This is a genomic window from Methylomicrobium album BG8 (genome assembly GCF_000214275.2).
In the GTDB taxonomy this organism is placed as follows: Bacteria; Pseudomonadota; Gammaproteobacteria; order Methylococcales; family Methylomonadaceae; genus Methylomicrobium; species Methylomicrobium agile.
Map to the genome: position 1 here is coordinate 3,952,939 of NZ_CM001475.1, position 26,670 is coordinate 3,979,608.

Genomic DNA, 26,670 nt, shown 5'->3' on the forward strand with positions numbered 1-26,670 from the left:
ATGGGTGGAAATACGCTATTTTGCACTGGACGACCGAATCACGGCGCCCGAAGTTTCCATGCGCTGCCGGATCGCCTGCGCCAGCTGATGCACAGCCATCGCATATTTATCGCTGTTGTTATAGCGTTTGATCACCTTGAAATTGGGATAGGTGCGCCAGTGCTCCGGGCCGTCGTAAGTGCTCAGCTCGATCACCGGACCTTCCGCCCGGGAGCCGTTGCTCGGTCTGGCGACCGGGTTGTTATAGTGCCAGCCGTTCTTGGAAAAATAGTGCGCGACACTGCCGATCGCGTCGTGCGGATGCCAGAGGTCGCGCCGGCCGTCGCTATTGAAGTCGATCGCCAGCCGGCGGAAGCTGCTCGGCATGAACTGGCCGTAGCCCATTGCGCCGGCCCAGGAGCCTTTCGGTTCCAACGGATCGAAATCTTCTTCGCGCGCCATCAGCAAGAAGCTTTCGAGCTCGGACATGAAGAATTTCGAGCGCCGGTAGGTGTCGAAAGACAGCGTCGTCAGCGAATCGAAGATACTCGTTTTGCCAAAGTTGCGCCCGAAATAGGTCTCGACGCCGATGATCGCGACGATATATTCGGGATCGACCCCATAGGTTACGCTCGCTTTGCGAATCACCTCCGCATTATCGAGCCAGAAGTTGGTGCCGTTCTGAATATGCTGCTCGGTCAGAAACTTGTTCCGGTAGCGGGTCCAACTGCCGACGCTGGGCTTGGAAGTTCCCGGCGAAGGTGGCGGATTTTCCAAGCGAATCACGGACTCCAGGCGATGGGCTCGAGAAAAAAGCCCGTTCAGGTAGCTTTCCGAGAATCCGTGCTTGCTCACCATGTCGCCGATGAAGCGCCGCACGGAGGGATAATCCGAATAAGCGCCGGCCAGAACGCCGGCCGCAGAGCCCGCGGATAACTCCGGCCGAACGGAAGCCGACGGATAGGGGGCGGCAGGAGGCTGTACCGTCGCGGGCTTCGGTTGTGCTTGCGGAGGGCTTTGATAGGTATAGTTGTCATGCAGTCCGGGCGCATCGGTCGCGCAACCGGCGATAAACGCGGCCAAAGCCGCAATCGGGAGATATCTTAAAATTCGGGGGAGCACGATGATCCTCAATTCTTGTAATTTTTCGGCGGGCGATTGAATGGCTCGATCACCGATTTTTTTCAAGCCGCTTCTGTTTTGCGCTAACTTAGACTCATCCGCGGCCGGTCCGTTCATCGATTCCTGCCGGTTCGGCCAAAACGATACGGCTCGGGCATAAATCCGCGCCCGTCTCTCTATCACGGAATTCCATTACGCACCGGCACTGCGGGAGTGCGCGGACGCCAATACTTCGGATTGCGCCCGAGCTGCGCGCCGCCGGTCTGGGAATCAAGTCGGATATCGGGATGAAAGGACGGAACGATCCGCTCGCTTCTCAGCGAAAGTCCGACCGGAACGGATGAGCTTATGTTTCGAAAGATTATCCCACTAAAGCCTTAACATTTAAAGACTTCGCTGGATTTAACGGCGCTTTCGGGAAATAATAAAAAATTGCTGGCAATAACTGCGCCTAACGGCCCTCTATTATTTCTCATGCTGATTGATCGACACTGGCTGACCGGAGCCGACCGAATCCCCTCCCCCAATTTTGACGACCGGCCTGACACCGAGGACATTTCGCTGATCGTGATCCACTGCATCAGCCTGCCGCCGGGCGAGTTCGGCCATTCTTATATCGACCGGTTATTCTGTAACCGGCTGGACCCGGCGGCACACCCGTATTTCGAAGCGATTCACCGACTGAAGGTTTCGGCGCATCTGTTGATCAAGCGCGGCGGCGAGATCACCCAATATATACCGTTCGACAAGCGCGCCTGGCACGCAGGGGTTTCGTCGTACCTGGGACGCGAGCGCTGCAATGAGTTTTCGATCGGAATCGAACTGGAAGGCACCGACGATATCCCTTATACGGAAGCACAATACCGGCAACTGGCGGTAGTCATCGAGACCTTGTTGAGAACCTATCCGAGGCTGTCCAAACAACGTATCGCAGGGCACAGCGAAATTGCGCCGGGACGCAAGACCGATCCCGGCGCGGTGTTCGATTGGGAAAAATTGCGGCAATTGCTGGATGGCCGGAATTGCTGAAAAGGCCGGCCGGAGACGCGCCCGATCCCGTTATTGAATGATTTGCTTGACCGGCTTTTCAGCTGTCCAGGCGACCCAGCCGATCACGATCCGGTAAACCAGCAACAGAATCACCGGCAACAGGATAAAGTAGCCGATCCCCGTAAACATCAAAAGTGCGGCTATCGCAAAGCCGGCCAGCGTGATCCAGACGGTATTGATCTGCCAATTGAAGTGCGATTCGAGCCAGGTACCCTGAACCTCATTCCGCTTCATGAAATTGATCGCGACCCCTATCAGCAAGGTCAGTCCGCCGAAGCCGAATGCCAATACCTGACATAAATAGACAATCCCGGTCAGCGTTTTCAGGGAAGCCATTTTTTCAGCATCATGTGATTGCGGTGACTCGCTCATGGTGAACTCCTGCGTCAGTAATTGAGTCTTTCGGGTAATGTCACGGCACGCCGCTTTAGGCAAAGTGCCCTCGACATTGAATTAGGCGTAAAATGCCGGTACAAAGTTTCGAATTCATCATAACACTCAACCGCCGCCATCTTCATTCATGCGTATTGCGATCGCCTATCTCTGCGTGGTCTTGCTGTGGGCCACCACACCTTTGGCCATCAAGTGGAGCGGCGAAGGCCCCGGCTTCCTGTTCGGGGTGACCGGACGCATGGCGATCGGCGTCGTCTGTATCGGCCCCGTTCTGTTGATCATGAAGCAGCCTTTGCCCTGGCACGGCAAGGCCCGGCTGACTTATCTCGCGGTCGCGCTGCAGATCTACTGTTCGATGATCGCGGTATACTGGGCCGCCCAGTTCATTCCGTCCGGCTGGATTTCGGTGCTGTTCGGCCTGACACCGCTGATTACGGCGCTGCTAACAAGGTTCTGGCTGGGGCAGCGCGAACTGAACTTCAGCAAATTGCTCAGCTATCTGCTTGGCATCGGCGGACTGAGTCTGATGTTCGGGTCGGCGCTGACAATGGGACGCAACGCCGCCCTGGGTATCGCGGCGGTGATTTTAGGCGCCTTTCTGCATTCGTTCAGCGCCCTGTCGATCAAACGCATCGGGGCCAACCTCCCGGCATTGACCCAGGTCGCCGGCGGTCTGCTGATCGCCCTGCCCGCTTATTTACTGACCTGGGGCATCCTCGACGGCGAATGGCCGGATCGCTTCACGCCGGCGAGTATCGCGTCGATCGTTTACTTGGGAATGATCGCGACGACAGCGGGCTTCGTCCTGTATTATTACTTGCTGATTCAGCTTCCGGCGGCACGGGTCGCCCTGATCACCCTGATCTCGCCGGTGCTGGCGCTGCTGCTCGGTCACGCAGCCAATCGGGAACCGATAACGGCCGATGTACTGACCGGCGCGCTGGCTATATTGGCGGCTCTGTTTCTCCACGAATTTACGGGCCGGCGCGGCCCCGCCAAGGCACGCTATGCGGCGGCCGAAATCCGCGACAGCCGCCGCCGGCCTGCAGACAAGCGGCCTGGCAGATACCGTTAGCGAAATAGTTCTGCCCAATTCCCGGATTTAGTGCTACTATGACCGTTCCGCAAGAGAGTGAGCCGGACGGATTACCCGCCCGGATGTGTTGCGCCAAGACGATTGGCGGTTTTTTCAGAAGAGTATTTTATGTCAGATCTGGTTACAGGCACCGTTAAATGGTTCAATGATGAGAAGGGCTTTGGCTTCATCGCCCAGGAAGGTGGCAAAGATGTTTTTGTGCATCACAGCGCAATTAACGGCACCGGTAGAAAAACGTTACGCGAAGGCCAAAAAGTCACGATGAAGGTGACTCAAGGTCAAAAAGGGCCGCAAGCCGAGAATGTAACGGCGGTCTAAACCAGATCAAACCCGCATAGGATCTTCTTTCTACGCGGGTTTTTTATTGTGGTTTGATTGCTTACGCCCCTTTAGGTCGCAAAGTCCTTAGCCCCTGCGGCATCCGCAGCTTCGCCGATGCCGTGCGTTTTTTTGCGCATCCACATCCTCCCGTCTTAAAGGATCACGGCTAAGGCAAGGCCATCAGGTTATTCCACCCGCAGGCAACGCCAAGCCAGGGATTTTCCTTTGCCGGACACATCGCGGGGAGCCGCGGACGGCTTCACCCGGCGAATGTGAGCGCGGCCGGGGCAGCCTCTGTTTGCCGTTGGAACAACATTGCCCTCCCAAACAACATTCCGCCGACCGCGATCCGCCCTGAAAAACGGTTTGCTGCTTTTTTGGAGCCCGTAACGCCCGATCGGAATTGGCTGCCGCAAGGCAGCTCTTTCAACCTTTATCCAAAGCTCCGGCGCGCGTTACACCACAAACGGCGGCTATTCGCCATACATCGATCCCTTTGTACCTGCAAGGGCAAGGGCCTTAAAACGATGCCGCAAAGACCACGGGATATGGTGTAGAATGACCGCATTTTTGACCTGCCGTATGCCTATAAAAAGGGATACCCGCGCATCGGAGGGTACCAAAAACCGCAAGATGCAAGAACTAAGCTGACGCGACCGAATGAATGCAAACAAACGACTGGCGATTTTTGATCGTCTGGCCGAAGCGATTCCCGAACCCACTACGGAACTGCGCTATACGACCCCGTTCGAATTGTTGATCGCCGTCGTCCTGTCCGCCCAGGCAACCGACAAAGGCGTCAATAAAGCGACCGCCAAACTCTTTCCGGTCGCCAATACGCCACGGGACATTCAGGCCCTCGGCGTAGACGGCCTGAAAGAGTACATCAAAACGATCAACTTTTATAACGGCAAGGCCGCCAATATCATTGCTTTGTGCGGCCAATTGCTCGAAAAACATCACGGCGAAGTGCCGGACTCTCGGGAAGACCTGGAGGCGCTTCCCGGCGTGGGACGGAAAACCGCCAATGTGCTTCTGAATACCGCCTTCGGACACGAACTCATCGCGGTCGACACGCATGTATTCCGGGTCGCCAACCGGACCGGCCTTGCGCCCGGAAAAAACGTACGCGAAGTCGAACAGAAACTCGATAAATGGACACCCAACAAACACAAACGGTATGCGCATCATCTCTTGATTTTGCATGGCCGCTACACTTGTACGGCGCGCCGGCCGAAATGTCCCGCTTGCGTGATCCAAGATCTGTGCGAATATACCGAAAAAACCGTCGCGCTTCGCGCAGAACCGGATAAGTCGCCCTGAACAAGCGCCATTTCCGGCCCATTGACGACCGAATCCGTCATCCAAACCGGGTCCGCCCGATCGAAACCGTACGCAGCCAATCCATTTTATCCTCTGCAGCCAGGCCGCGCATTTTCACCCCCGCCTCAATGGCAGACCTGTTTCCTCTTTTGATTAAATGAAGCACCTCATGAAAGATTCTCTTGTTTACGCGCTCGATTTCGACGGCGTGATCTGCGACAGCGCGGTGGAAACCGCAATGACCGGCTGGAAAGCGGCGGACCGCCTCTGGAACGACATGCCCCGGGAAGTTCCATCGATCATGGTCGACCATTTTCGGGCGGTCCGCCCGTTGATCGAGACCGGTTTCGAGGCAATTCTGGCAATGCGCCTTCTCTTTCTCGGCGAGACCGTTGCCAGTATTTATTCGAATTATGAAGCCAAAAGCAAAGCCCTGATGGAAGAAACCCGAATCGGCCCCGGCGAACTGAAGCGGTTATTCGGCGAAACCCGCGATCTTTGGATCGCGGAGGATCGGGAACACTGGATCCGGATGAATCCGCTGTTCGACGGAATCGCGGACAAGCTCCGGACAATCGGAGAACGTCATACTTGGTATGTGGTGACGACCAAACAGGAGCGCTTCGCCAAAGAAATCCTCGCCGCCCACGCGATCGAGCTGGCGGACGAGCGCATTTTCGGGCTGGACCGCAATATGAGCAAGCCCGAGGTACTGAAAGGCTTGCTAAAAGCGCATTCGGAACAAACGCTGTATTTTGCCGAAGACCGCCTACCGACCCTGTTGAACGTCCGCAAACATCCGGAGCTGGACGGCATCAAACTGATCTTCGCGCTGTGGGGTTACAACACGCCCAAGGACAAAGCGCTTGCCGAGGCGCAGCCTTTCGTGCTGCAGCGGCTTGAGGAATTTCTGGAACCCTGAACGCCGCTTTGGGCCGGAGGGAATGGATTGTCTCCGCCGGCCAAGCGGCCGAATCGAAAAAACGTTATTATCTGCCGAATAACTGCGGCTCTTTAGGCTGTTGCTTCGCCTGCAGGCAATGGAAGGCGGCATTCTCGTACTTGATCACGAGCGACTGGGTATTTTTATGCTCGTCGAGAAATTTTCCGGCTTCGTCGGCGGTCAGGTTTTTCATCATGAAGGTCGCGATGCACATGCAGGGTTTCTCCCAGCGGGCTTTGCCCGCTTCTTTGTCCGTGGAGTTTTTCAACTCCCTCTCGACGCATTGAGCCGCGAAATCGTGCTCGAATTTGTGCTTCCGGATATCGGTGACCGGCTCGTCGTGCGTATGGTCGAACGGATTGTGCACATCTCCCGCCGTCTGCATTTTCCTGGCTTCGGCTTTACTGGGCGGTTGCTGGGCATCTTCTCTGTCGGAGCAAGCCGTCACCATAAAGGCAAAGACCAGACCGGCGCAGGCGGCCAGCCAGGCATTCATTTTGTGTCTTGAGTGTTTCATAAGGAAGACCGTCGTAGTTTCGTTATTATTGTAACCAGGGCATCCGGCCTGCCGTTGCGCAATCCCGGCGTTCCGGCGAGCCATTCCGCCAAAATGGCCAACTTTATCACTTTATCAAAACTCGATCCACTCCTGGAGGATAATAGATTCTTGCACCGAAAACGCCGGCATCCGCCGGCAAAGGCCGAAGGTGGTATCATATGTCCGCTATCAATATTCAGGAAAACGATGGATTCTCAATTCGATAATGCCCGAATCAACGCCGATCTGATGATTCCCCGCGCCGTCATGATCGTCATGGCGGCAAGCCTAGCCGTCGTCGCCGCGCTTTGTATCCGGGAAGGCGAACAATGGCAGCAGCATTGGCCCCAAGACCGGCTGATCACATACCGCACCGTGTTTTATGCGATCGCGATCATCACTTTTCCGTTGACGAACCTGATCCGTTACATTCAAGTCCGCCTCTGCCAGACGATGCCCGGCGGCAGACCGGCCAAGCGCCGCTACCTGACGGCCGTGATCGTGTCGATGGTATCGGTTGAAGCTATCGGGATACTGGGCATCGTCCTCTTCCTGCTCGGCGACGGAGTGAATACGCTGTACATTTTTACCGGCCTGGCCGCACTCGGATTCGTTTTATACCGGCCCAGACCCTCGGAATATCTGAGCATCGCCGCCGCGCTCGCGCACCGGGACGCTGCTTGAGCGGTTAAAGAGCGCCAGCCTTCGCGTAAAAGGCGGCCACCATCAAAAAAACAGGGCGGGTAAGACCTTCGCTTACCCGCCCTGCTCCGCTCAACGAGACGTGGAAATTGTCAGTCGGCCACTTTGATCTTTTTACGGCGGTAATTATGTCCGTAAAAAATCTCGGTGACTTCGGTCTGCAGTTTCTTTTCGATCTCCGCCTTTTGCAGGTCGTTCAAGTTGCTTTCCTTTTCGAAAAGATAATTTTCGAGCTCGAACTCCTTCAGCATCATCTTGGTGTGAAAAATGTTCTCCTGATACACGTTCACGTCGATCATCTGATACAGCTCCTGCGTATCCTTCGCGATATAGTTCTGGATCGAGGTGATGTTGTGGTCGATGTAATGCTTTTTACCGGTGATGTCGCGAGTAAAGCCGCGAACGCGGTAATCCATGATCACGATGTCCGACTCGAAGCTGTGGATCAGGTAATTCAGCGCCTTCAGCGGGGAAATGCGGCCGCAGGTCGACACGTCGATGTCCGCCCGAAACGTGCTGATGCCGTTGTCGGGATGGCTTTCGGGATAGGTATGCACCGTAATGTGGCTTTTATCGAGGTGCGCCAGCACGGTATCGGGCAGGGGACCGGGCGTCTGGCTGTTCATGCTCGCAGGCGGCATCACATCGCCTTCCGAAATCAGCATTGTCACGCTGGCGCCCTGCGGATCATAATCCTGATGCGCGATATTCAGAATCTGTGCGCCGATAATGTCGGCGACATCCTTCAGAATTTGCGTCAGACGGTCGGCGTTGTAGGCTTCGTCGATATATTCGATATAGGCCTGCTGCTGTTCGGCCGGTGCATAACAAACGTCATAGATGTTGAAACTCAGCGACTTCGTCAGATTGTTAAAGCCGTGCAATTGCAATTTATTTTTCAACTCATTAAACCTCGATCACTTCAAAATCATGGGTGATTTCCACCCCCGCCTCACCCAACATAATCGCAGCGGAACAATATTTTTCCGCCGACAGCTTGACCGCCCTCTCGACCGCCGATTCCTTCAAATTGCGGCCCTTGACGATAAAATGCAAATGGATTTTGCTGAACACGGCCGGCACCGCATCGACGCGCTCGGCGGTCAATTCGGCTATACAATCCACGATGTCGTTCTTACCCTTCTTCAGAATCTGCACCACATCAAACGACGAACAACCGCCTACGCCAAGCAACAGCATCTCCATCGGCCGAACCCCCATGTTCCGGCCGCCGTGGTCGGGCGGACCGTCCATCACGACCGCGTGGCCGCTGCCGGATTCACCGACAAACATCACGCCGTCAACCCATTTGACTGTCGCTTTCATCGATTTTCATCCCCCGATAAAAAAAGACGCATAGAGTAGCATAGAAATGCGGATTGACAGAGATTCGATATTGATTTTTTTGTAAAAATCCCATATTGCCGCGCGCCATTCCGAGGCCTTGAACGTGAGCGGCATGCAGCGGTAAATAGGGGGATCGAATGGGTGCAAAGCAGGATGAAGGGACGCCCCGGCCACCTAAAGAACAGGGGCACCGGGCTACACCGATCCACTCAATTTCAAGAAATTTGGCGAAGCGGAGGATGACAAGGAAAAAAGGTACCGGCCGAGACCGCGCATTCCAATCGAAGCGCAAGCCATGGAATTGACGACCGGTAAAAAAACGGCAGATTTTGAACGGCCGGCGTGATTTATCGGCCTAGGGGGAAGGCCCCTAATAAAACACGCCAACCGTCTGAGCAAGAAAAAATCGACCGATGGAGCAAGCAATTTCAGCTCTTTCCCGGAATCAAACCCGCCGTGCCGGGTTTCAGGCGCTTACAGGTCACCACGACGTCTTCGACATGGCATTGCTTTTTGCCAGCATCCGCGCCGGTGCAATCTTCGCAGACCGCTTTACCGTTGTCCTTGACCTCCGACACGTACCAGCCGTACCCCTGGGTTTGACAGAACCGCTTGCTGTAGTTGTTGATATTATAAGGTTTGGTCGCTTTGGCAATCGCTTCCGCCTCGGCTGCACAGCCGGGCGACGGCAGGGTATTGGCCATCAAATCCCTGAAAATGTATTCGGATGCCGAAGCGCCGCCGGAAAATACGACCAAGGCGACGGCCAGCCAGGTAAAATTACGTTTCATAGTTGTTCCTCCTGTTCGGAATGTTTAAGAGCTGAACTGCGCTCCCTCTTGACCGAACGTGAAGCCGATCAATAAAACGCGCAACTGCCAAAGGCGCCGTCCCTGCCAAAACGCCGATCCCTCCGGTTATTACGGAGCCGGGGACCGGCGCATTTTCCGCAAGCACAACGGCCATATGCCGGAAATTAACTCAGTACCCGGATGTTCATCGATGCTTTTTCATCATCCGCCAACTGTTTAATCGGCGCGTATTTTTCGTTCTCGCTTTGCTTGACCATCAGAATGCCGGTCACGATCACGAATACCGCGCAGCCGACGTACATCCAGAAGCGGTCTTTAACTTTTACTTCTTCATTCATATTGTCCACCTCGAAAAAAATAGCCACTCAATATTTTTTTATCGTTTTTTTAATCCGTTTACAGCGTCTTTCCCTTACCGATGCGGCTGGATGAAGGCCGGACCGTGTCCTTGCGACCCGCGTTTGGCAACCATTTGCACATCCAGCCGTCTCGGCATTCCTTACGCTTTAGCCGCAGTCCAAACCGGCAGTGCCTCAGAGCCGGCCGCAACAAATCCGCGCCACGCTCGACTGCGTCATCCCACACTTGCTTTCACCGCGCCCCGTCATTGACGCCGTTCGGGCCTCACTATCTACCGGATTCACCGGACCAGGATTCTTCCAGAATCGATCTTCCCCGCCGGAACAAGCGTTTCAATCGTCTGCATTCGGTAATTCCGCCGTTACGGCGGGCAGCGAAAATTATCGCCTTTCCAATAGTAGTGAATCGATACTATAGTGGCAGTCGCAACCTCTGTCAATAAAATTTCGATTCGAAATCATAGCAAATCGCGATTTCCCCCCGCAAAGCCCGAGGTAAAGGCGGGTGGAACCGGATCGAAACTCCGCCGATTTCATTCCGGCACCTCCAGCGTTGCAATGAGTACGGCGGTGAAGCCCGTTTTCTGCGATAATAAGAGGTTTATTCAACCCCAGACCAGCCCAAAACCCGACGCTCATTCCCCTTTCCGACTCGATAAAAAACCTGAAACCATCTCCAAATGAAGGACAAAAAATTCAAACCCTGCGATCTGGTCATCTATGGCGCTCTCGGCGATCTAACCCGGCGCAAACTGCTCATTTCGTTGTACCGCCTCGAAAACGCGGGCCTGCTCGAACCCGACACACGGATCGTCGGCGTGGACCGGCATCCGGGCGACAGCGCTTTTTACATCGATGTGGCGCATAAAAGCCTGCAGCAGTTCCTGAACGAGAGACTGGACGAGGAAGTCTGGAAGCGCTTTTCGAGCCGGCTGAATTATCTGCAGATCGATTTGACCCGGATGGAACAATACCAACGGCTGCACGAGGTGATCGATCAGCAGCAGCGGGTGATGGTCAATTATTTCGCGGTTGCGCCGTTTTTATTCAAAAACATTTGCCAGGGCCTCGACCAGTCGGGCATCCTGACGTCCAAATCACGGATGGTGATGGAAAAACCGATCGGCCATAATCTGAAATCGTCGATCGAAATCAACGACGAAGTCGCCAAAGTCTTCGGCGAAAACCAGGTTTACCGGATCGACCATTATCTGGGCAAGGAAACGGTGCTGAATCTGCTCGCCTTGCGGTTCGCCAATTCGATCTTCACGACCAACTGGAACCACAACACGATCGACCATATCCAGATCACCGTCGGCGAAGACATCGGCATCGAAGGCCGCTGGGAGTATTTCGACAAGACCGGGCAGCTGCGCGACATGCTGCAAAATCACTTACTGCAGATTTTGACCTTCATCGCGATGGAACCGCCGGCCAACTTGGAAGCCGAAAGCATCCACAACGAAAAAATCAAGGTACTGAAAGCGTTGCGCCCGATTACGGCCAAAAACGTAGACGAAAAAACCGTGCGCGGCCAATACAGCGCAGGTTACGTGAACCGGAAGCCGGTCCCCGGCTATCTGGAGGAAGAAGGCGCCAACACCGACAGCACGACCGAAACCTTCGTCGCGCTCCGGGCCGACATCGACAACTGGCGTTGGGCCGACGTGCCGTTCTATCTGCGAACCGGCAAGCGCATGCACAGCAAGCGCACCGAAATCGTAGTCTATTTCAAGCGCGTGCCGCACAACATCTTCAAGGACAGTTACCTGCGCCTGCCGCCGAACAAATTGGTCATTCATTTACAGCCGAACGAAGGCGTCGAAATCGAGATGCTGAACAAAGTGCCCGGCATCGACGAAAACCTGAAGATCCAGAAGACCAAGCTCGATTTGAGTTTTTCGGAAACCTTCAAGAAGAGCCGGATTTTCGGCGGCTACGAAAAGCTGGTGCTCGAAGCGATGCGCGGCAATCCGACCCTGTTCCTGAGCCGCGAGGAAATCGAACAGGCCTGGACATGGATCGATTCGATCCAGAACGCCTGGGCGAAGTCCCCCGAAAAACCGAAGCCGTACCAGGCCGGCACCTGGGGACCGATCGCCTCCGACTTACTGCTCGACCGCGACGGCCGGGCGTGGGAAGGCTGAGGAAGAGGCGTAAATACTGTTATCCGAGTCAAGCGTTATGAAAAACGGGATCGGATGGTTTAACCGACTTCAAGACGCCGAAGCTGTAGGTCGGGCACGCTTTTTGTGCCCGACGTTTCGAGATGTCCGATGGTCAAAATGTCGGGCAAAAAAGCGCTGCCCGACCTACGCACTTTGCGGAAACCCAGCATGGGTTTTAAGTAACGCTGGGTTTCGTTCCTCAACCCAGCCTACTCGCTCACAGATTTATTCATTATTGGCGCACTTTTCGAAGTCGCCGCTCAGCAGGTATTCACTATGCATCCAGTCATCGAAAAAGTCACCCGCGATGTGGTCAAGCGCAGCCGCGAAAGCCGCGCCATTTATCTTGCCCGCGTCGACTCGGCGGTCGAACAGGGCCCGCGCCGCCTGACGCTCGGCTGCGGCAACCTCGCGCACGGGTTCGCGGCCTGTTCCGCAGCCGAGAAGGCCGACCTGGCCGGCCCGCAAAAAGCGGATATCGCGATCATCTCATCGTACAACGACATGCTGTCCGCGCACGAACCGTACAAAGACGCGCCGGCGCTGATCAAGGAAGCGATCCACGAAGCGGGCGGCGTGGCCCAGTTCGCCGGCGGCGTGCCGGCGATGTGCGACGGGATTACCCAGGGCCAGGCCGGCATGGAATTGTCCCTGTTCAGCCGCGACGTGATCGCGATGGCGACTGCGGTCGGGCTCAGCCACAACATGTTCGACGGCGCCCTGTATCTCGGGGTCTGTGACAAGATCGTGCCGGGCCTGTTGATCGGCGCGTTGAGTTTCGGCCATCTGCCGGCCGTGTTCGTACCGGCCGGCCCGATGACCAGCGGCATCACCAACAAGGAAAAATCGCGCGCGCGGCAAAAGTTCGCCGAAGGCAAAATCACCCGGCAGGAACTGCTCGAATCCGAATCGAAGTCCTATCACGGGCCCGGCACCTGCACCTTCTACGGCACCGCCAACAGCAACCAGATGATGGTGGAAATCATGGGCCTGCATCTGCCCGGCTCTTCGTTCGTCAATCCTTATACGCCGCTGCGCGACGAGCTGACCAAAGCCGCGGCCCGCCAGGTGTTGAAATTCACCGCATTGGGCGACGATTTCCGCCCGATCGGCCATGTGATCAACGAGAAGGCGATCCTGAACGCGATCATCGGCCTGCTCGCCACCGGCGGCTCGACCAACCATACGATGCACCTGATCGCGATCGCGCGCGCGGCCGGCATCATCATCAACTGGGACGATTTCGACGCGCTCTCCAGGGTCGTGCCGTTGTTGACCCGGATCTATCCGAACGGGCCGGCGGACGTGAACCACTTCCATGCCGCCGGCGGCATGGGCGTCTTGATCGCGGAACTGTTAGCCAACGGCCTGCTGCACGAAGATATCCCGACCGTCGCGGACGGCAAGGGCATGAAGCATTACACCCAGGAACCCAGACTGGCGGACGGCAAACTGACCTGGGAGCCCTGCCCTGCCGCCTCGCTCGACACCGAGGTGCTGCGTTCCGTCGCCGATCCGTTCGATGCCTCGGGGGGCCTGCACGTGATGCACGGCAACCTGGGCCGCGGCGTCTCGAAAGTATCCGCGGTCAGCAAGGACCACCGCGAAGTGCTGGCTCCCGCTGTGGTCTTCGACGACCAGGACGATATGATGGCCGCATTCAAGCGCGGCGAGCTGGACCGCGACTTCATCGCAGTGATCCGCTTTCAGGGCCCCAAATCGAACGGCATGCCCGAGCTGCACAAACTGACTCCGCCGCTGGGCCTGTTGCAGGACAAAGGCTACAAAGTCGCGCTGATCACCGATGGCCGCATGTCCGGCGCGTCCGGCAAGGTGCCGTCGGCGATCCATATGTGCCCCGAATGCGCGGACGGCGGCCCGCTCGCGAAAGTCCGCAACGGCGACATGATCCATCTGAACACCGAAACCGGCGAAGTGAACGTGCTGGTCGACAAGGACGAGTTCAATGCCCGCAAACCGGCGGTGAACAGCGCGAAAGACCATCACCACGGCATGGGCCGCGAACTGTTCGCCGGCTTCCGGCTGAACGCCTCGTCCGCCGAAACCGGCGCCACCAATGTATTCGTTTACGATTGATTTTTTGCCGCAAGTCGGTTAAGTTCCGAATCAACCAAATGCATCGCCGGAAAACGGTTCTTGCCGGCTTTCCGGCGATGCTCCCGGATTTCGACCTTCTTCCATTTCAGCGCGGGATCAAACCATGAGCCAACCGGCCTCCCGTTTTGCCACCTACGAAGACCTGTTCGATCTGCCCGAATACATGATCGGCGAAATCCTGCACGGACAGTTGATTACCCAGCCGCGTCCGGGGCCGAAGCATGCGCGTTCCGCATCGATCTTAAACGGGGAAATCATCGGACCTTTCGACCAAGGACGCGGTGGTCCGGGCGGCTGGTGGATATGGTTCGAGCCCGAATTGCATTTGGGACCGAACATCCTGGTGCCGGACCTGGCCGGCTGGCGGCGCGAGCGGATGCCGGTTTTTCCGGACACCGCTTTTTTCACGCTCGCGCCGGACTGGGCCTGCGAAATCCTCTCGCCCGGCACCGCGCGCACCGACCGCGCGGTCAAAATGCCGATCTACGCGCAGGAAGGGGTGCAATGGCTATGGCTGATCGACCCCGACATTCGGACTTTCGAAGTTTACCGCTTGTTCGAACGGCAGTGGCTGCTGGAACATACCTGGCAAAACGACGACATCGTCCAGGCACCGCCGTTCGATGCGATCAGTCTGAATTTGAACGATTTTTGGGCGCCGCAGTCCTGAACGCACCGCTTGCGGCTCCGCCGAAGAATCGTGTCCGTCCGCGCCTATCGGTCTTCCCTCTCCCCGAATATCACTGCCCGCTCAAAATCCTCAATCCGCCGCGGCCCGCATCGCCGCCTTAATTCCGTACCCAGATTGTCCGAAATTGCGGGATTTTTGTCTTTTATCCCGCAACAAAAAGGTGCATGCTAATGACGAGTCTCAAAGCCACGGAGGATCGCTTCTATGACCCACGCCAGACCCTCGATCGTTTTTCACCATCGCCGCGTCGCAATGGTAGTGTATCCGAACTGCGAAATCGTGGATGTGACGGGGCCGATGGACGTGTTTTGTTACGCGAATTACGCATTGCGTCTGGCCGGGCAGATTGCCGAGGACGAGCCGGTCTATTCGCTGTCGCTGATCGCGGAACGGGCCGGACCGGTCAAAACCGCGTCCGGCATGAAAATTTTTGCCGATTTCAGCTATGACGAAGTGCCCGGCGATATCGATACGCTGATGGTGACCGGCGCGCCGTTCACGGTCGATGCCTGGACCGACCAGAAACTGACCCGCTGGCTGCCGGCCATGCTGCCGAAGGTCAGGCGCATGGTGTCGATCTGTACCGGCGCGTTTTTGCTGGCCGAGAGCGGGCTGCTGAATAACCGCAAAGCCACCACGCACTGGCTGTTCTGCGAGGAGCTGGCGAACCGGTACCGGAACGTGCAGATTCTGCCCGACAAGATCTTCGTCCGCGACGGCAGTATCTACACCTCCGGCGGCGTCACCGCCGGCATCGACCTGGCTTTGAGCCTGGTCGAAGACGACTGGGGTTGGGAAGTCGCGGCCGACGTCGCGCGCGCCATGCTGATTTTCATGCGCCGCCCGGGCGGGCAGTCGCAATTCAGCAGCTATGTCTTCAACGAAGCGAAAACCCGCAAGGATTTTCGCGAATTGCAGGCCTGGATCGTCAGCCATCCCGACGGAGATCTGAGCGTCGAGGCGCTTGCCGACCGCATGGCGATGAGTCCCCGGAATTTCTCGCGGGTCTTTTGCCAGGAAATCGGCGTCACGCCGGCAAAATTCGTCGAACGGACCCGCCTCGAAGCGGCACGCAATCTGATGCTCCGCTCCGACCTGCCGATGGAAAGCATCGCCGGCAAATGCGGGTTCAATAATGCCGAACAAATGCGTCGCACCTTCCAACGGTTTTTGAATATTTCTCCGCAGGAGTATCGGGCGAATTTCAAATAGGCCGGGCCGAACCAGCCGAGGCCGGCCCGGCACATGCACAAAAACAATAAGGAGGAGGAGCCATCATGCGAATTTTACTGATTTCGTCATCCTACAACGGCTTGTGCCAGCGCGCGCATGTGGAGCTGGAGGCGCTGGGCCACGATCTCTCGATCACGCTAGCGCTGAGCCCCGACGACATCCGCAAAGGGGTGACCTTTTTCCAGCCCGACCTGATCATCTGCCCGTTCCTGAAGGAAAAAATCCCGGAAGACGTCTGGAGCAAACACCTGTGCCTGATCATCCATCCGGGCATCCAGGGCGACCGCGGCCCTTCGTCGCTGGATTGGGCGATCATGAACGGGGAAGCGGAATGGGGCGTCACCGTGCTGCAGGCGGTCGAGGAAATGGACGCCGGCGATATCTGGGCCACCGAAACGTTCCAGATGCGCCAGGCCAGCAAGGCGGGGATTTACCGGCGCGAAGTCACCCGGGCCGCCGTCAAGGCCATGCTGCTGGCCGTCCGGCGCATCGAATCCGGCAGCTACCGCCCCGAACCGCTCGATTACTCGAAGCCGGACGTACTCGGCCAATTGCGCCCCCCGATGAAACAGCAGGAACGCCGAATCGACTGGGAACACGATACCGTTGCGGCGATCATCAAAAAAATCAACGCCGCCGACAGCGCCCCCGGCGTGCTCGACGTGATCGACGGCAAGGAATACTACCTGTTCGGCGCACACGAAGAAAGCCTGCTGCGGGGCTGGCAGCCGGGCGCAATCATCGCCCAGCGCCACGGCGCGGTCTGCCGGGCCGCAATCGACGGCGCGGTCTGGATTACGCACCTGAAGCGCAAGCACATCGTCAAAGTCCCTTTCTACAAGCGCTTTTTGTCGCACGACAAGCATTGCGATTTCAAGCTGCCTGCCGCGAAAGTGTTGGGCAGCGTGCTGACCGACACGCCCGAATCGCCGATCGATCCCCTGTTCGTCGGCACGGAGCCGACTTTCAAGGAAATCTGGTACGAGGAAAAAGATCGGGTCGGTTATCTTCATTTCGATTTCCATAACGGCGCAATGAGCACCCTGCAGTGCCGCCGCCTGCTCGAATCCTACCGGCTGGCAATCGCGCGGCCGACCCGGGTCCTGGTTTTGGCCGGCGGCAGCGATTTCTGGTCGAACGGCATCCATCTGAACGTGATCGAGGCGGCCGAGAACCCCGCCAACGAATCCTGGCGCAACATCAACGCGATCAACGATTTCGTCCACGAAGTCCTGACCACGGACGGCAAGCTGACCGTGTCCGCGGTCTGGGGCGGCTGCGGCGCAGGCGGGGCGATGGCGATCCTGGCCGCCGACAAGGTCTGGGCGCGCGAAGGCGTGATCTTCAATCCGCATTACAAGACGATGGGCCTGTACGGCTCCGAATACTGGACCTATTCGCTGCCGAAGCGGGTAGGCCCGGTCAAGGCGCTGGAACTGACCGAAACGCCGCTGCCGATCGGCACCAAAAAGGCCAAGGCGATCGGCTTTATCGACGAGATTCTGTCCGACCATTACGACGAATATTGGGAGCAGGTGCGGCAAAAAGCGGAAGCCCTGGCGAAGGAGCCGCTCTTTTCGCGCCTGCTCGAAGAAAAACGCGAGCTTCGCCAGAAAGACGAGCGCGTCAAGCCGCTCAGCGCCTACCGCGCCGCCGAACTGCAAAAAATGAAAATCAACTTTTCCGGCAAGTTTTACGGCGGCGAAGTCAATTATCACGAAGCGCGGTACAACTTCGTGCACAAGGTGAGGCCGAAGGAGACGGCCGCCTATCTGGCCAAGCACATGCGGCTCGATGCGGCCAAACTCAGCGAATTGAGACAACCCCTGGCTTATTGAGGAGGGCGCCATGTTTTTCAAACACTGGCCGGTACTGTTGGTGGACGACGAGCCCGACGTGCTGGCGATTTCGCGCCTCGCGATGAAAAATTTCGAGGTCTACGGCCTGCCGCTGAAAATCTATACCGCGCGCAGCAAACAGGAAGCGCTTTGGCTGATCAACGACGACGTCGAAGTCGGCTGCTCGCTAGCCGTCGCCCTGCTCGACGTGGTGATGGAAACCGAACGCGCCGGGCTCGAGCTGTGCGATTACATCCGCAACAGCCTCGGCAATAAGCTGACGCAAATCTATATCCGCACCGGCCAGCCGGGCATCGCGCCGGAACGCGAGGTGATCGACCGTTACGAAATCAACGGTTATTTCACCAAGGTCGAAGCCACCGAAGACAAACTTTACTCGCTGATCAAAAGCAGCATTCGCCAGTATCTCGCTTACGGCATGGCGCTGGCCACCATCGAGCTGGCGAATAATTTGACCGAAGCGGCCGGCTCGCGCCGGAAACTGCTCTACGCGCTCTCGCCGATCGGCGGCCTGAGTCCGGAACAGGCCGAAACGCCGCGCTGGCTGATCATCGACGGCGAAGTGCTGTTCGCCGACGAGATCGACGCGGACCGCGGCCTGCAACTGCTGGCGCGGCTCGGCGGCGCCGAAGGCATGCCGCTGAATCCGGCCGGCGACCGCTATGTCCGGGACGACCAGGGCTACTGGCTGATCGAAGTCCGCGGCGGCGCCCGGCAGGCGCAGGTCGCGTTTTTGTTCAGAAGCCGGTTTGCGCCGCCCGAACTGATCGTAAGCCTGATGCACGGTTTCGTGAAACAGCTCGCGGTGCTCTGGCGGCAAAGCCGGGCCGACGTCCTGGCGTACTGACCGTCCGGGCCGGCCGTGATGCCGCATTATTTCTACGACGGCAGGGATCTGCACGGGGCGCTGGAGAGCCATTACGACTACGGTCTGGTCGTCTTGTCGATCGCGATCGCCGGCTTGGCCTCCTATGCGGCGTTGAGCGTCGCCGGCCGCATCCGCGCCGCCGATTCCCGCCACAAACACCGCATCTGGCTGCTGGCCGGCTCGCTGACCATGGGCGGCGGCGTCTGGGCGATGCACTTCATCGCGATGCTGGCGCTGAAGCTGCCGATGGCGATCAGCTACGACGTAAAGATCACGATCCTGTCCACCGCGCCGGTGGTGCTTTCCAGCGGAGTGATGCTGGAAGTGATCAGCCGTCCGAAAATCAGCAAATTGATCCTGCTGGCCAGCCTGTTGATGGGGCTGGGCATCGGCGCGATGCATTACATCGGCATGGCCGCGATGCAGGGGATTTCCCGCCGATTGGTCATGCTGTTCGAACCCCGGCTGGCCGCGCTTTCGGTGCTGACGGCCGTGGTGCTGTCCGGCGTGGCGCTGTCGATCGATTTTATCGTGGAGCGTAATCCCAAAGGACGGCATACCCTGGGGGCCAAGATCGGCGCCGCGCTGGTACTGGGCTTCGCCGTTTCCGGGATGCATTATTCGGGCATGGCGGCGACTTACTTTTTCGCCGGCGACGGCGCGCCGGCCGGAACGGCGAGCGCCTTGAACACGCCCGCCCTGGTATTCTGGGTGTCGTTCACCTCGGTGCTGATCGCGTCGCTGGCGATCTTCATCACGATCGTCGACCGCCGGATCCAGCAGGCGACGTTCGAGGAAGCGGTCAGCCGCTTCCGGATGCGGGAGGCGATCGAAAGCATACCGGACGGATTTTGCCTGTTCGACACGGAAGACCGCCTGGTCGAATGCAACCAGCGCTACCGCGAAATCATGAATTTCGGAGTACCGATTGCGCCGGGCATGACATTCGAGGCGATCATGCGCGGCGCGGTCCGGGCCGGCCTGATTGTAGTCGCCGAAGGGGAGGAGGCGTCATGGCTGGCCGAACGGATGGCGCGGCACCGCACGCCGCGCGAGAACTTCGTCGAGCATTTCAGGGGCGACCGCTGGATGCGGGTCAGCGAGCGGCGGGTCTGGAATACCGGCACGGTCGCCATACGCACGGACATCACCGAACTGAAGCAGACCGAGATCGAATTGTCCAGAGCGATCGAGGAAGCGCAAAAGGCGCGCGCGGTCGCCGAAGAAGCCAACAACGCCAAAAGCGCCTTTCTGGCCAACATGTCGCACGAGCTCAGGACGCCGATGAACGCGATCATCGGCTACAGCGAGATGCTGCTCGAAGAAGCCGGGCATGAGCTGTTTGCCGGCGACCTGTTGAAAATCCATGCTTCGGCAGTGCATTTGCTGGCCATCATCAACGAAATCCTCGACCTGTCCAAGATCGAAGCCGGCAAGATGGAGCTCTGCCTCGAAGAAATCCATCTGCCTTCGGTGCTCGACGAAGTCGCGAGCACCGTGCGCCCGATCATCGACAAAAACACTAACACGCTGAGCATCCGCTGCCCCGATAACATGGCGCCCCTGCAGACCGATTTGATCAAATTGCGGCAGATCCTGCTGAATCTGCTCAGCAATGCGGGGAAATTCACCCATGCGGGCAAAATCGACTTCAGCGTGGCGGTGGACAGCGCCGAACCGGAGAAAGACTGGATCGTTTTTGCGGTGCGGGACACCGGCATCGGCATGAGCCGGGACCAGGTCGACAAGGTTTTCGCCCCTTTCACCCAGGCCGACAATTCGACCACGCGCCAGTACGGCGGCACCGGCCTGGGCCTCACGATCACGAAAAAATTCTGCGAAATGATGGGCGGCACGATCAGCGTCGACAGCAAACCGGGAGCGGGCTCGCTGTTTGTCGTCAAACTGCCGCTGGCCATCGGCCGCTGAGGGGAAAAATGGCCAAAATCCTGCTCGTCGAGGACAACGAACTGAACCGCGACATGCTCTCAAGGCGGCTCGGCAAGCACGGTTTCGAAATCCTGATTGCGGTCAACGGCGAGGACAGTGTGGCAATCGCCAAAGCCTGCGAGCCCGACCTGATCCTGATGGACATGAGTCTGCCGGTGATGGACGGCTGGAAAGCAACCTCGCTGATCAAGGCCGATCCCCTGACCCGGCATATCCCGGTCATCGCGCTGACCGCGCACGCGATGGACGACGACCGGCAAAAGGCCCTGGCGGCCGGCTGCGACGACTACGATACCAAACCGATCGACCTCGTGCGGCTGCTCGCCAAAATCGGCCGGTTTGCAGGCTAACGGAAGAAGACGACGATGATCGACCCCAAGCTCCGCCATGAGCTGCTCAATGCCCTGAACCGGATCATCGGCTATGCCGAGATGCTGATCGAAGAAGCGGCCGCCGAAAGCCGGCAGAAGCAATGCGACGATCTCGCCGTCATCCGCTGCGCGGCGCAAGGCGTGGCCCAACATCTAAAAGGCGCCTTTTCCGGCCGGCTTGCCGCCGATGCCGGTTGCGAGGAAGACTTTTTGCCCATATGCGCAACCAGCAGGAATCACGTGCCTGCCGACGCCGGCAAGACCGAAGGCAGCCGGATTCTGGTGGTCGACGACGACCCCGATAACCGCGCCCATCTGTCACGGCTCCTGCATTCCCGGGGTTACCGGATCGCAACCGCCGACAACGGCGCCAACGCGCTGGCGCGCCTGGCCGATGAAAGCTTCGACCTGATCCTGCTCGACGTGATCATGCCTGAAATGGACGGCATCACCGTCCTGGCCAGACTCAAGGCGGATAAAACGCTGGCCACCCTTCCGGTCATCCTGATTTCGGCCTGTACCGAAATGAACCAGGTAATCCGGGGCATCGAACTGGGCGCGGAGGACTATCTGCCCAAACCGTTCAATTCGACCTTGCTGCATGCCCGCATCGGCGCAAGCCTCGAAAAGAAACGGCTGCGCGATCAGGAAATGCATCTTCTGAGCCAAGCCATGCTGGCGGAGGCCGCCCTGGACCGCCACCGGGCCCTGACCCAGGCGGTGGCCGGCATCGCGCACGAAATCAATACGCCGCTCGGAATCGTACGGACCGCGCTCAGCGTGATCCAGAACCGCCTGTCGCAGCCGGCCATTGCCGCCTCGATCGGCACGGAACACGCCGAATCGCTGGAAGACATCCTGGAGGCGGCCGCCCTGATGGGCAAACATGTCGACCACACGCACCGGCTGATCGAAAACTTCAAAAAAATCGCGGTCGATCAGATGGTCGAACAGCAGGAAACGGTCAATCTGCCGGAAACGGTACAGGATGCGGTCGACCTTTTCAAACTCAGTGCGCGGGAAGCCAAGCTCGAAATTTCGCTCGATGTTTCCGGAATCCGTCAGGCGCCGGAATGGCGCGGTTATCCGGGCTATCTCAGACAAATCCTGCTGAATTTTCTACAGAATATCGAACGCTACGCTTATCCGGACGGAGGCGGAGGCAGGGTGGAGATTACCGTGAAGGACGGCATGGACGAAGAACGGCGTACACCGGTCTTCACGCTGAGCGTGCGCGATTTCGGTACCGGCATCGACAGCGGACATCTTACCAAAATATTCGATCCTTTCTTTACGACAGGACGCGGGCGGGGCGGTACCGGTCTGGGGCTTGCGATCGTGAAGAATATGGTCACGATGGCGTTGCGGGGCAAGATATCCGTCGATTCCGAACCTCATAAAGGAACCTGCTTCACTGTCACGTTTCCAAAGCAGTAAGGCGCGGGAGGTTCATGCCGATGAACGGCGAAATCACATAAACCCGCCTCGGGAACCGTTAAAATAGCGTCATGAAATGAATTAAAGACACTTGAAAAACGGCCATCCATGTCCCACTCCCCGAAAAATCCTCCCAAAGCCTTCTGTTTTCAAGGGGAACGATTGCCGAAACTCCTGGAAACCCTCAAAACCTCTCCGCAAGGACTGACCTCCGAAAAGGCCCGGTCAAGGCTAAGCCGTTACGGCGAAAATCAAATCGTCTTCCACCGCACCCGCTCGCCCTGGCTGTTATTCTTCAATGAATTCAAAGCGCTGTTCCCGCTCTTGCTGCTGACTGCGGCGCTGCTGGCGTTCTGGGCCGACGGCTTAAATCCCGGGGAAGGCTATAACCTGATCGGCTGGGCCCTGAGCGGCGTCGTACTGCTCAATGCGGTCATGTCGTTCCTGCAAAATTACAAGGTCGAGAAACTGATGCTGTCATTTCTCGATTACATTCCCAAATCGGTCAACGTTCTGCGCGACGGCAAATCCGTGCTGCGGGATGCAAAAGAACTGGTGCCCGGCGATATCCTGCTGGTTCAGGAAGGCGACAAAATTTCCGCTGACGGCGCGATCCTGGAATCGGCCCAACTGCGGGTCGATGAGTCGCTTCTCAGCGGCGAATCGCTCAGCGTCGAAAAACAGGCCGGTGAAGACAGGATCGAAGCCGAACATTGCGCCTGGTCCGGAGCCACGGTCATCAAAGGCCATGCCCGCATTCTGGTTGTGAATACCGGTCGCAACACCCGAATCGGCGGCATTTCCGAATTGTCTCAACGCGTACAGGCCGATCTGACGCCCATGCAAAAGGAATTACGCAATTTTGTGCGTAAGATCACCTATTTGGCAATCACCTTCGGCGGCGTATTTTTCGGTATCGGTTTCCTGATCGGAGACAGCTTCTGGACCAACCTGGTTTTCGCGATCGGCATTATCGTGGCGAACGTCCCGGAGGGACTGCTGCCGACCGTCACGCTGGCCTTGACGCAAGCCTCGCTGCGAATGGCGAAACGCAACGCGGTCGTCAAAGACATCCTGTCGGTCGAAACGCTGGGCAGCACGTCGGTCATCTGCACCGACAAGACCGGCACGCTGACGCAGAACCGCCTGCACGTCGAAAAACTGTATATGGATTTCGAAGATTACGATGCCGATACGGTAAACGGCCGGCTGCGCTACCGCACGGCGTGGACGATGCAGGAAATCATGGCGCTATGCAACGAGACCGTCATAACGCTCGACGAAGAGGGCAAGCCGACGTTCACCGGCGATCCGACCGAAATTGCGCTGGCGAGTTTCGTCGACCGCCAACACGGCTACGGCGCGATTCGCGGCCGCTACCGTCTCCGGCACAGCCGGCCTTTCGATGCGGCCCTGAAATTCATGACGGCCACGTATTCGACCTCGCGGAAAGCGTTGCTGCTCACCGCCAAAGGCGCTCCGGAAGTCATTCTCGAACGCTGTACGCAGATCTACAGCGAGGGACTCGTCCACCCGCTGCGCGCCGAGGCCAAACGCGGATTAACGGCGAAAGCGGACGAATATGCCGGACTCGGGCTGCGCGTATTGGCGTTCGCTTACGCGGTTGTCGAACACCCCGAAGACGTCCCCGAAAATCTGGTGTTCGTCGGGTTGGCCGGGCTGGTCGATCCGCCCCGCCCGGAAGTGCCGAATGCGGTTGCCGCCTGCCGCACCGCCGGCATCCGGATCATCGTGATCAGCGGCGATTCGGGCGAAACGGTAGCCTATATCGCCAAACGTCTGGGCATCGTCGACAACCCGAGCATCATTACGGGGAACCGGCTCGCCGGAATGTCCCCGGATGATTTGCTGGAGGCGCTGCGGAACGAACAAGTGGTGTTTGCGCGCACCGCGCCGGAACAAAAACTCGCCATTGTCGACGCGCTGAAAGCCATGGGAGAAGTCGTGGCGATGACCGGGGACGGCGTAAACGATTCTCCGGCGCTGAAACGTGCCGATATCGGGGTCGCCATGGGCAAAAAGGGCACCGATGTCGCCAAGGAAGCCTCGGATATCATTCTGCTCGACGATAACTTCGCAACCATCGTCAAGGCCGTCGAGGAAGGGCGTACCGTGTATGAAAACATCAAGAAATTCATCACCTATATCCTGGCGAGCAACATTCCGGAAGTCGTGCCGTACATCGCTTACGTGTTGTTTCCGATTCCGCTCCCGATTACGGTGATCCAGATCCTCAGCATCGACCTGATCACCGACATGCTGCCGGCGATCGGCCTCGGCAACGAGCCCCCGGAAAGCGACATCATGCATCAGCCGCCCAGACGCGGCAACGAACCGCTGGTCAGCCTGAGGACCTTCATCCGCAGCTATGCCATCATCGGATCCGCCCAGGCCCTGCTGGCGTTCGTGGTATTTTTCACTCTCCTGTTCGACGGCGGATGGAGTTTCGGCAAGGTGATCGCGGAAAACGACCCGCTGTATTTGCAGGCCTCCGGCGCATTTCTGACCACGATCATCTTCTGCCAGATCGGCAACGTCATGGCTTGCCGCACCAGCCGCCAAAGTGCTCTCGGCTCCCTGACGCGCCTCAATCCCTGGATCATCTGCGGCATCCTCTTCGAATTGGCGTTTATCCTGGCGATTGTCTATTTGCCCGAGGCGCAGCTCTTTTTCAATACCGCACCGATCGCCCTTGCCTATTGGCTATGGATCGCGCCGGCCCCCTTCATCATTTTGGCGCTTGACGAAGCGCGTAAATGGCTGGGCCGGCATGGATGGCACGGACTGGAAGTTTGACGGCTTCGGCCGGAACACTTCCACCGTCGAGAATCGTTCGGCATGACCTGCCGACGCAGACGCGGAATTCTAATGTTGGCCCAACCACGTTATCATCATGCGAATCATTCATTAACAGGTACTGATGCTATGCCAAACCCGCCTATAACTCCGGCATATTCCGAATATGAAGATGCGTCGATGATCATGAACTGTGTCGCCTATAAATACGGTGCGCGGATCGGCACGATCAGCCTCGAAGAGATCAGCAATGTCCTGGCCGAAGAAGGAACTTTCGTCTGGGCGGGACTTCGCGAACCGGACAAAGCCTTGCTGCTGAAGATCCAGGAAGAATTCGGGCTGCACGAACTGGCCATCGAGGATGCCTGTACCGCGCACCAGCGCCCGAAGCTGGAAGAATACGGCGATTCCCTGTTCCTGGTCGTACAGACCGCTCAACTCAACGAGGAGGGTCGGTTGGCGTTGGGAGAAACCCATTTCTTTATCGGGACGCGTTTCCTGGTTTCGGTGCGCCACTCTTCTACCCTGAGTTATGCGAAAGTACGAGAACGCTGCGAAAATCTGCCCGAAAAACTGGCCAAAGGACCGGGTTTTGCGCTGTATGCGCTGATGGACTTCATCGTCGACCATTACCTGCCGGTGATGGAAGGCCTGGAAGAAAGACTGGAGCAACTGGAAGTGGGCATTTTCAACAAGGCTTACCGCGACGAAACCTGTTCACAGCTTTTCGATCTCAAACGCGACCTGCTGCTGCTCCGTTCCGCGACCTTGCCCTGGCTGGATATCTGCAGCGAATTGATGCGTTTTCACACCCATATTATCCCGAAAGATACGCGCTTTTATTTTCGCGATATTCGCGACCACGCACTGCGTATTCAGCACGCCGCCGACGGCATGCGCGAAATGCTGAACGATGCGATGCAGGTCTATCTGACGATGGCGACGGTGCGCCAGAACGAAGTGGTCAAACGGCTGGCCGGCTGGGGTGCGATTCTGGCGGTGCCGACGATGGTGTTCAGCCTGTACGGGATGAATTTCAGGCACATGCCCGAACTCGGCTGGGAGTTTGCCTATCCCGCCACGCTCGGCGTCGTGGTGATCGGCTGCATCTGGCTGTACCGCCGCCTCAAAAGCATCGGCTGGCTGTAAAATTGCCGCCGCCTGCAAAAATCG

At 57.8% G+C, this 26,670-nt stretch carries 24 protein-coding genes; 17 read left to right on the forward strand and 7 right to left on the reverse strand.

Going from position 1 to position 26,670, the window contains the following annotated elements:
- Positions 1 to 15: 15 nt before the first annotated feature.
- Entirely contained in the window at positions 16 to 1,101 is a 1,086-nt protein-coding gene (locus METAL_RS17235; RefSeq protein ID WP_245549408.1) for a lytic murein transglycosylase, read from the reverse strand.
- 474 nt (positions 1,102 to 1,575) lie between these two features.
- Between METAL_RS17235 and ampD the strand changes: the two genes are divergently transcribed.
- Entirely contained in the window at positions 1,576 to 2,130 is a 555-nt protein-coding gene (gene ampD, locus METAL_RS17240; RefSeq protein ID WP_005374396.1) for a 1,6-anhydro-N-acetylmuramyl-L-alanine amidase AmpD, read from the forward strand.
- A gap of 30 nt (positions 2,131 to 2,160) precedes the next feature.
- Here the strand turns inward: ampD and METAL_RS17245 are convergent, their stop codons facing one another.
- On the reverse strand, positions 2,161 to 2,523 hold the full coding sequence (locus METAL_RS17245; protein WP_005374398.1) for a DUF4870 family protein: 363 nt from the start codon (positions 2,521 to 2,523) through the stop codon (positions 2,161 to 2,163).
- A gap of 148 nt (positions 2,524 to 2,671) precedes the next feature.
- Here METAL_RS17245 and METAL_RS17250 point away from each other — a divergent pair, with 148 nt between their 5' ends.
- The 4 genes from METAL_RS17250 to METAL_RS17265 all read left to right on the forward strand — a co-directional run bounded on the left by METAL_RS17250 (position 2,672) and on the right by METAL_RS17265 (position 6,206).
- Positions 2,672 to 3,619, forward strand: a complete 948-nt coding sequence (locus METAL_RS17250) for a DMT family transporter (RefSeq protein WP_005374399.1) — start codon at positions 2,672 to 2,674, stop codon at positions 3,617 to 3,619.
- Between the two features lie 129 nt (positions 3,620 to 3,748).
- Positions 3,749 to 3,958: a cold-shock protein gene (locus METAL_RS17255; RefSeq protein ID WP_005374401.1), complete on the forward strand. Its 210-nt coding sequence runs from the start codon at positions 3,749 to 3,751 to the stop codon at positions 3,956 to 3,958.
- Positions 3,959 to 4,621: 663 nt separating this feature from the next.
- A complete protein-coding gene (gene nth / locus METAL_RS17260) occupies positions 4,622 to 5,284 on the forward strand; it encodes an endonuclease III (RefSeq protein WP_005374402.1) in 663 nt (220 codons plus the stop codon).
- Positions 5,285 to 5,453: 169 nt separating this feature from the next.
- A complete protein-coding gene (locus METAL_RS17265) occupies positions 5,454 to 6,206 on the forward strand; it encodes an HAD family hydrolase (RefSeq protein ID WP_005374404.1) in 753 nt (250 codons plus the stop codon).
- A 67-nt stretch (positions 6,207 to 6,273) separates the two neighbouring features.
- On the opposite strand, the gene METAL_RS17270 is transcribed toward METAL_RS17265, so the two are convergent.
- A complete protein-coding gene (locus METAL_RS17270; RefSeq protein ID WP_005374406.1) occupies positions 6,274 to 6,744 on the reverse strand; it encodes a hypothetical protein in 471 nt (156 codons plus the stop codon).
- A 228-nt stretch (positions 6,745 to 6,972) separates the two neighbouring features.
- On the opposite strand from METAL_RS17270, the gene METAL_RS17275 reads away from it, so the two are divergent.
- The gene (locus METAL_RS17275) at positions 6,973 to 7,449 is read left to right on the forward strand and encodes a hypothetical protein (protein WP_005374409.1); all 477 of its coding nucleotides are present in this window, start codon (positions 6,973 to 6,975) and stop codon (positions 7,447 to 7,449) included.
- Between the two features lie 110 nt (positions 7,450 to 7,559).
- Here METAL_RS17275 and speD read toward each other — a convergent pair whose 3' ends face one another.
- From speD to METAL_RS17295, 4 genes are all read right to left on the reverse strand, one after another.
- Positions 7,560 to 8,369, reverse strand: a complete 810-nt coding sequence (gene speD / locus METAL_RS17280) for an adenosylmethionine decarboxylase (RefSeq protein ID WP_005374410.1) — start codon at positions 8,367 to 8,369, stop codon at positions 7,560 to 7,562.
- Between the two features lie 4 nt (positions 8,370 to 8,373).
- Positions 8,374 to 8,793: an OsmC family protein gene (locus METAL_RS17285; protein ID WP_005374412.1), complete on the reverse strand. Its 420-nt coding sequence runs from the start codon at positions 8,791 to 8,793 to the stop codon at positions 8,374 to 8,376.
- A gap of 449 nt (positions 8,794 to 9,242) precedes the next feature.
- The gene (locus tag METAL_RS17290) at positions 9,243 to 9,605 is read right to left on the reverse strand and encodes a hypothetical protein (RefSeq protein WP_005374413.1); all 363 of its coding nucleotides are present in this window, start codon (positions 9,603 to 9,605) and stop codon (positions 9,243 to 9,245) included.
- A gap of 185 nt (positions 9,606 to 9,790) precedes the next feature.
- Positions 9,791 to 9,964, reverse strand: a complete 174-nt coding sequence (locus tag METAL_RS17295; RefSeq protein ID WP_005374415.1) for a hypothetical protein — start codon at positions 9,962 to 9,964, stop codon at positions 9,791 to 9,793.
- A gap of 701 nt (positions 9,965 to 10,665) precedes the next feature.
- Here METAL_RS17295 and zwf point away from each other — a divergent pair.
- From zwf to corA, 11 genes are all read left to right on the forward strand, one after another.
- The gene (zwf, locus tag METAL_RS17300; RefSeq protein WP_005374417.1) at positions 10,666 to 12,132 is read left to right on the forward strand and encodes a glucose-6-phosphate dehydrogenase; all 1,467 of its coding nucleotides are present in this window, start codon (positions 10,666 to 10,668) and stop codon (positions 12,130 to 12,132) included.
- Between the two features lie 297 nt (positions 12,133 to 12,429).
- Entirely contained in the window at positions 12,430 to 14,250 is a 1,821-nt protein-coding gene (gene edd, locus METAL_RS17305) for a phosphogluconate dehydratase (RefSeq protein ID WP_005374419.1), read from the forward strand.
- A 124-nt stretch (positions 14,251 to 14,374) separates the two neighbouring features.
- A complete protein-coding gene (locus METAL_RS17310) occupies positions 14,375 to 14,941 on the forward strand; it encodes a Uma2 family endonuclease (RefSeq protein ID WP_005374421.1) in 567 nt (188 codons plus the stop codon).
- Between the two features lie 225 nt (positions 14,942 to 15,166).
- Positions 15,167 to 16,174, forward strand: coding sequence for a GlxA family transcriptional regulator (locus tag METAL_RS17315; protein WP_005374423.1), 1,008 nt, complete (start codon positions 15,167 to 15,169; stop codon positions 16,172 to 16,174).
- A 65-nt stretch (positions 16,175 to 16,239) separates the two neighbouring features.
- Positions 16,240 to 18,033, forward strand: a complete 1,794-nt coding sequence (locus tag METAL_RS17320; protein WP_005374425.1) for a hydrogenase maturation protein — start codon at positions 16,240 to 16,242, stop codon at positions 18,031 to 18,033.
- 10 nt (positions 18,034 to 18,043) lie between these two features.
- Positions 18,044 to 18,901 (forward strand): response regulator, encoded by an 858-nt coding sequence (locus METAL_RS17325; RefSeq protein ID WP_005374426.1) that lies wholly within the window; start codon positions 18,044 to 18,046, stop codon positions 18,899 to 18,901.
- An 18-nt stretch (positions 18,902 to 18,919) separates the two neighbouring features.
- Positions 18,920 to 20,851, forward strand: coding sequence for a sensor histidine kinase (locus tag METAL_RS17330; RefSeq protein ID WP_005374428.1), 1,932 nt, complete (start codon positions 18,920 to 18,922; stop codon positions 20,849 to 20,851).
- 8 nt (positions 20,852 to 20,859) lie between these two features.
- A complete protein-coding gene (locus tag METAL_RS17335; RefSeq protein ID WP_005374430.1) occupies positions 20,860 to 21,222 on the forward strand; it encodes a response regulator in 363 nt (120 codons plus the stop codon).
- Positions 21,223 to 21,237: 15 nt separating this feature from the next.
- Positions 21,238 to 22,680 carry a hybrid sensor histidine kinase/response regulator gene (locus METAL_RS17340; protein ID WP_005374432.1) on the forward strand — a complete coding sequence of 481 codons (1,443 nt, stop codon included), beginning with the start codon at positions 21,238 to 21,240 and terminating at the stop codon, positions 22,678 to 22,680.
- 162 nt (positions 22,681 to 22,842) lie between these two features.
- Positions 22,843 to 25,497 carry a cation-translocating P-type ATPase gene (locus METAL_RS17345; RefSeq protein ID WP_031430008.1) on the forward strand — a complete coding sequence of 885 codons (2,655 nt, stop codon included), beginning with the start codon at positions 22,843 to 22,845 and terminating at the stop codon, positions 25,495 to 25,497.
- Positions 25,498 to 25,677: 180 nt separating this feature from the next.
- Positions 25,678 to 26,646, forward strand: a complete 969-nt coding sequence (gene corA, locus METAL_RS17350) for a magnesium/cobalt transporter CorA (protein ID WP_031430010.1) — start codon at positions 25,678 to 25,680, stop codon at positions 26,644 to 26,646.
- Positions 26,647 to 26,670: the final 24 nt, after the last annotated feature.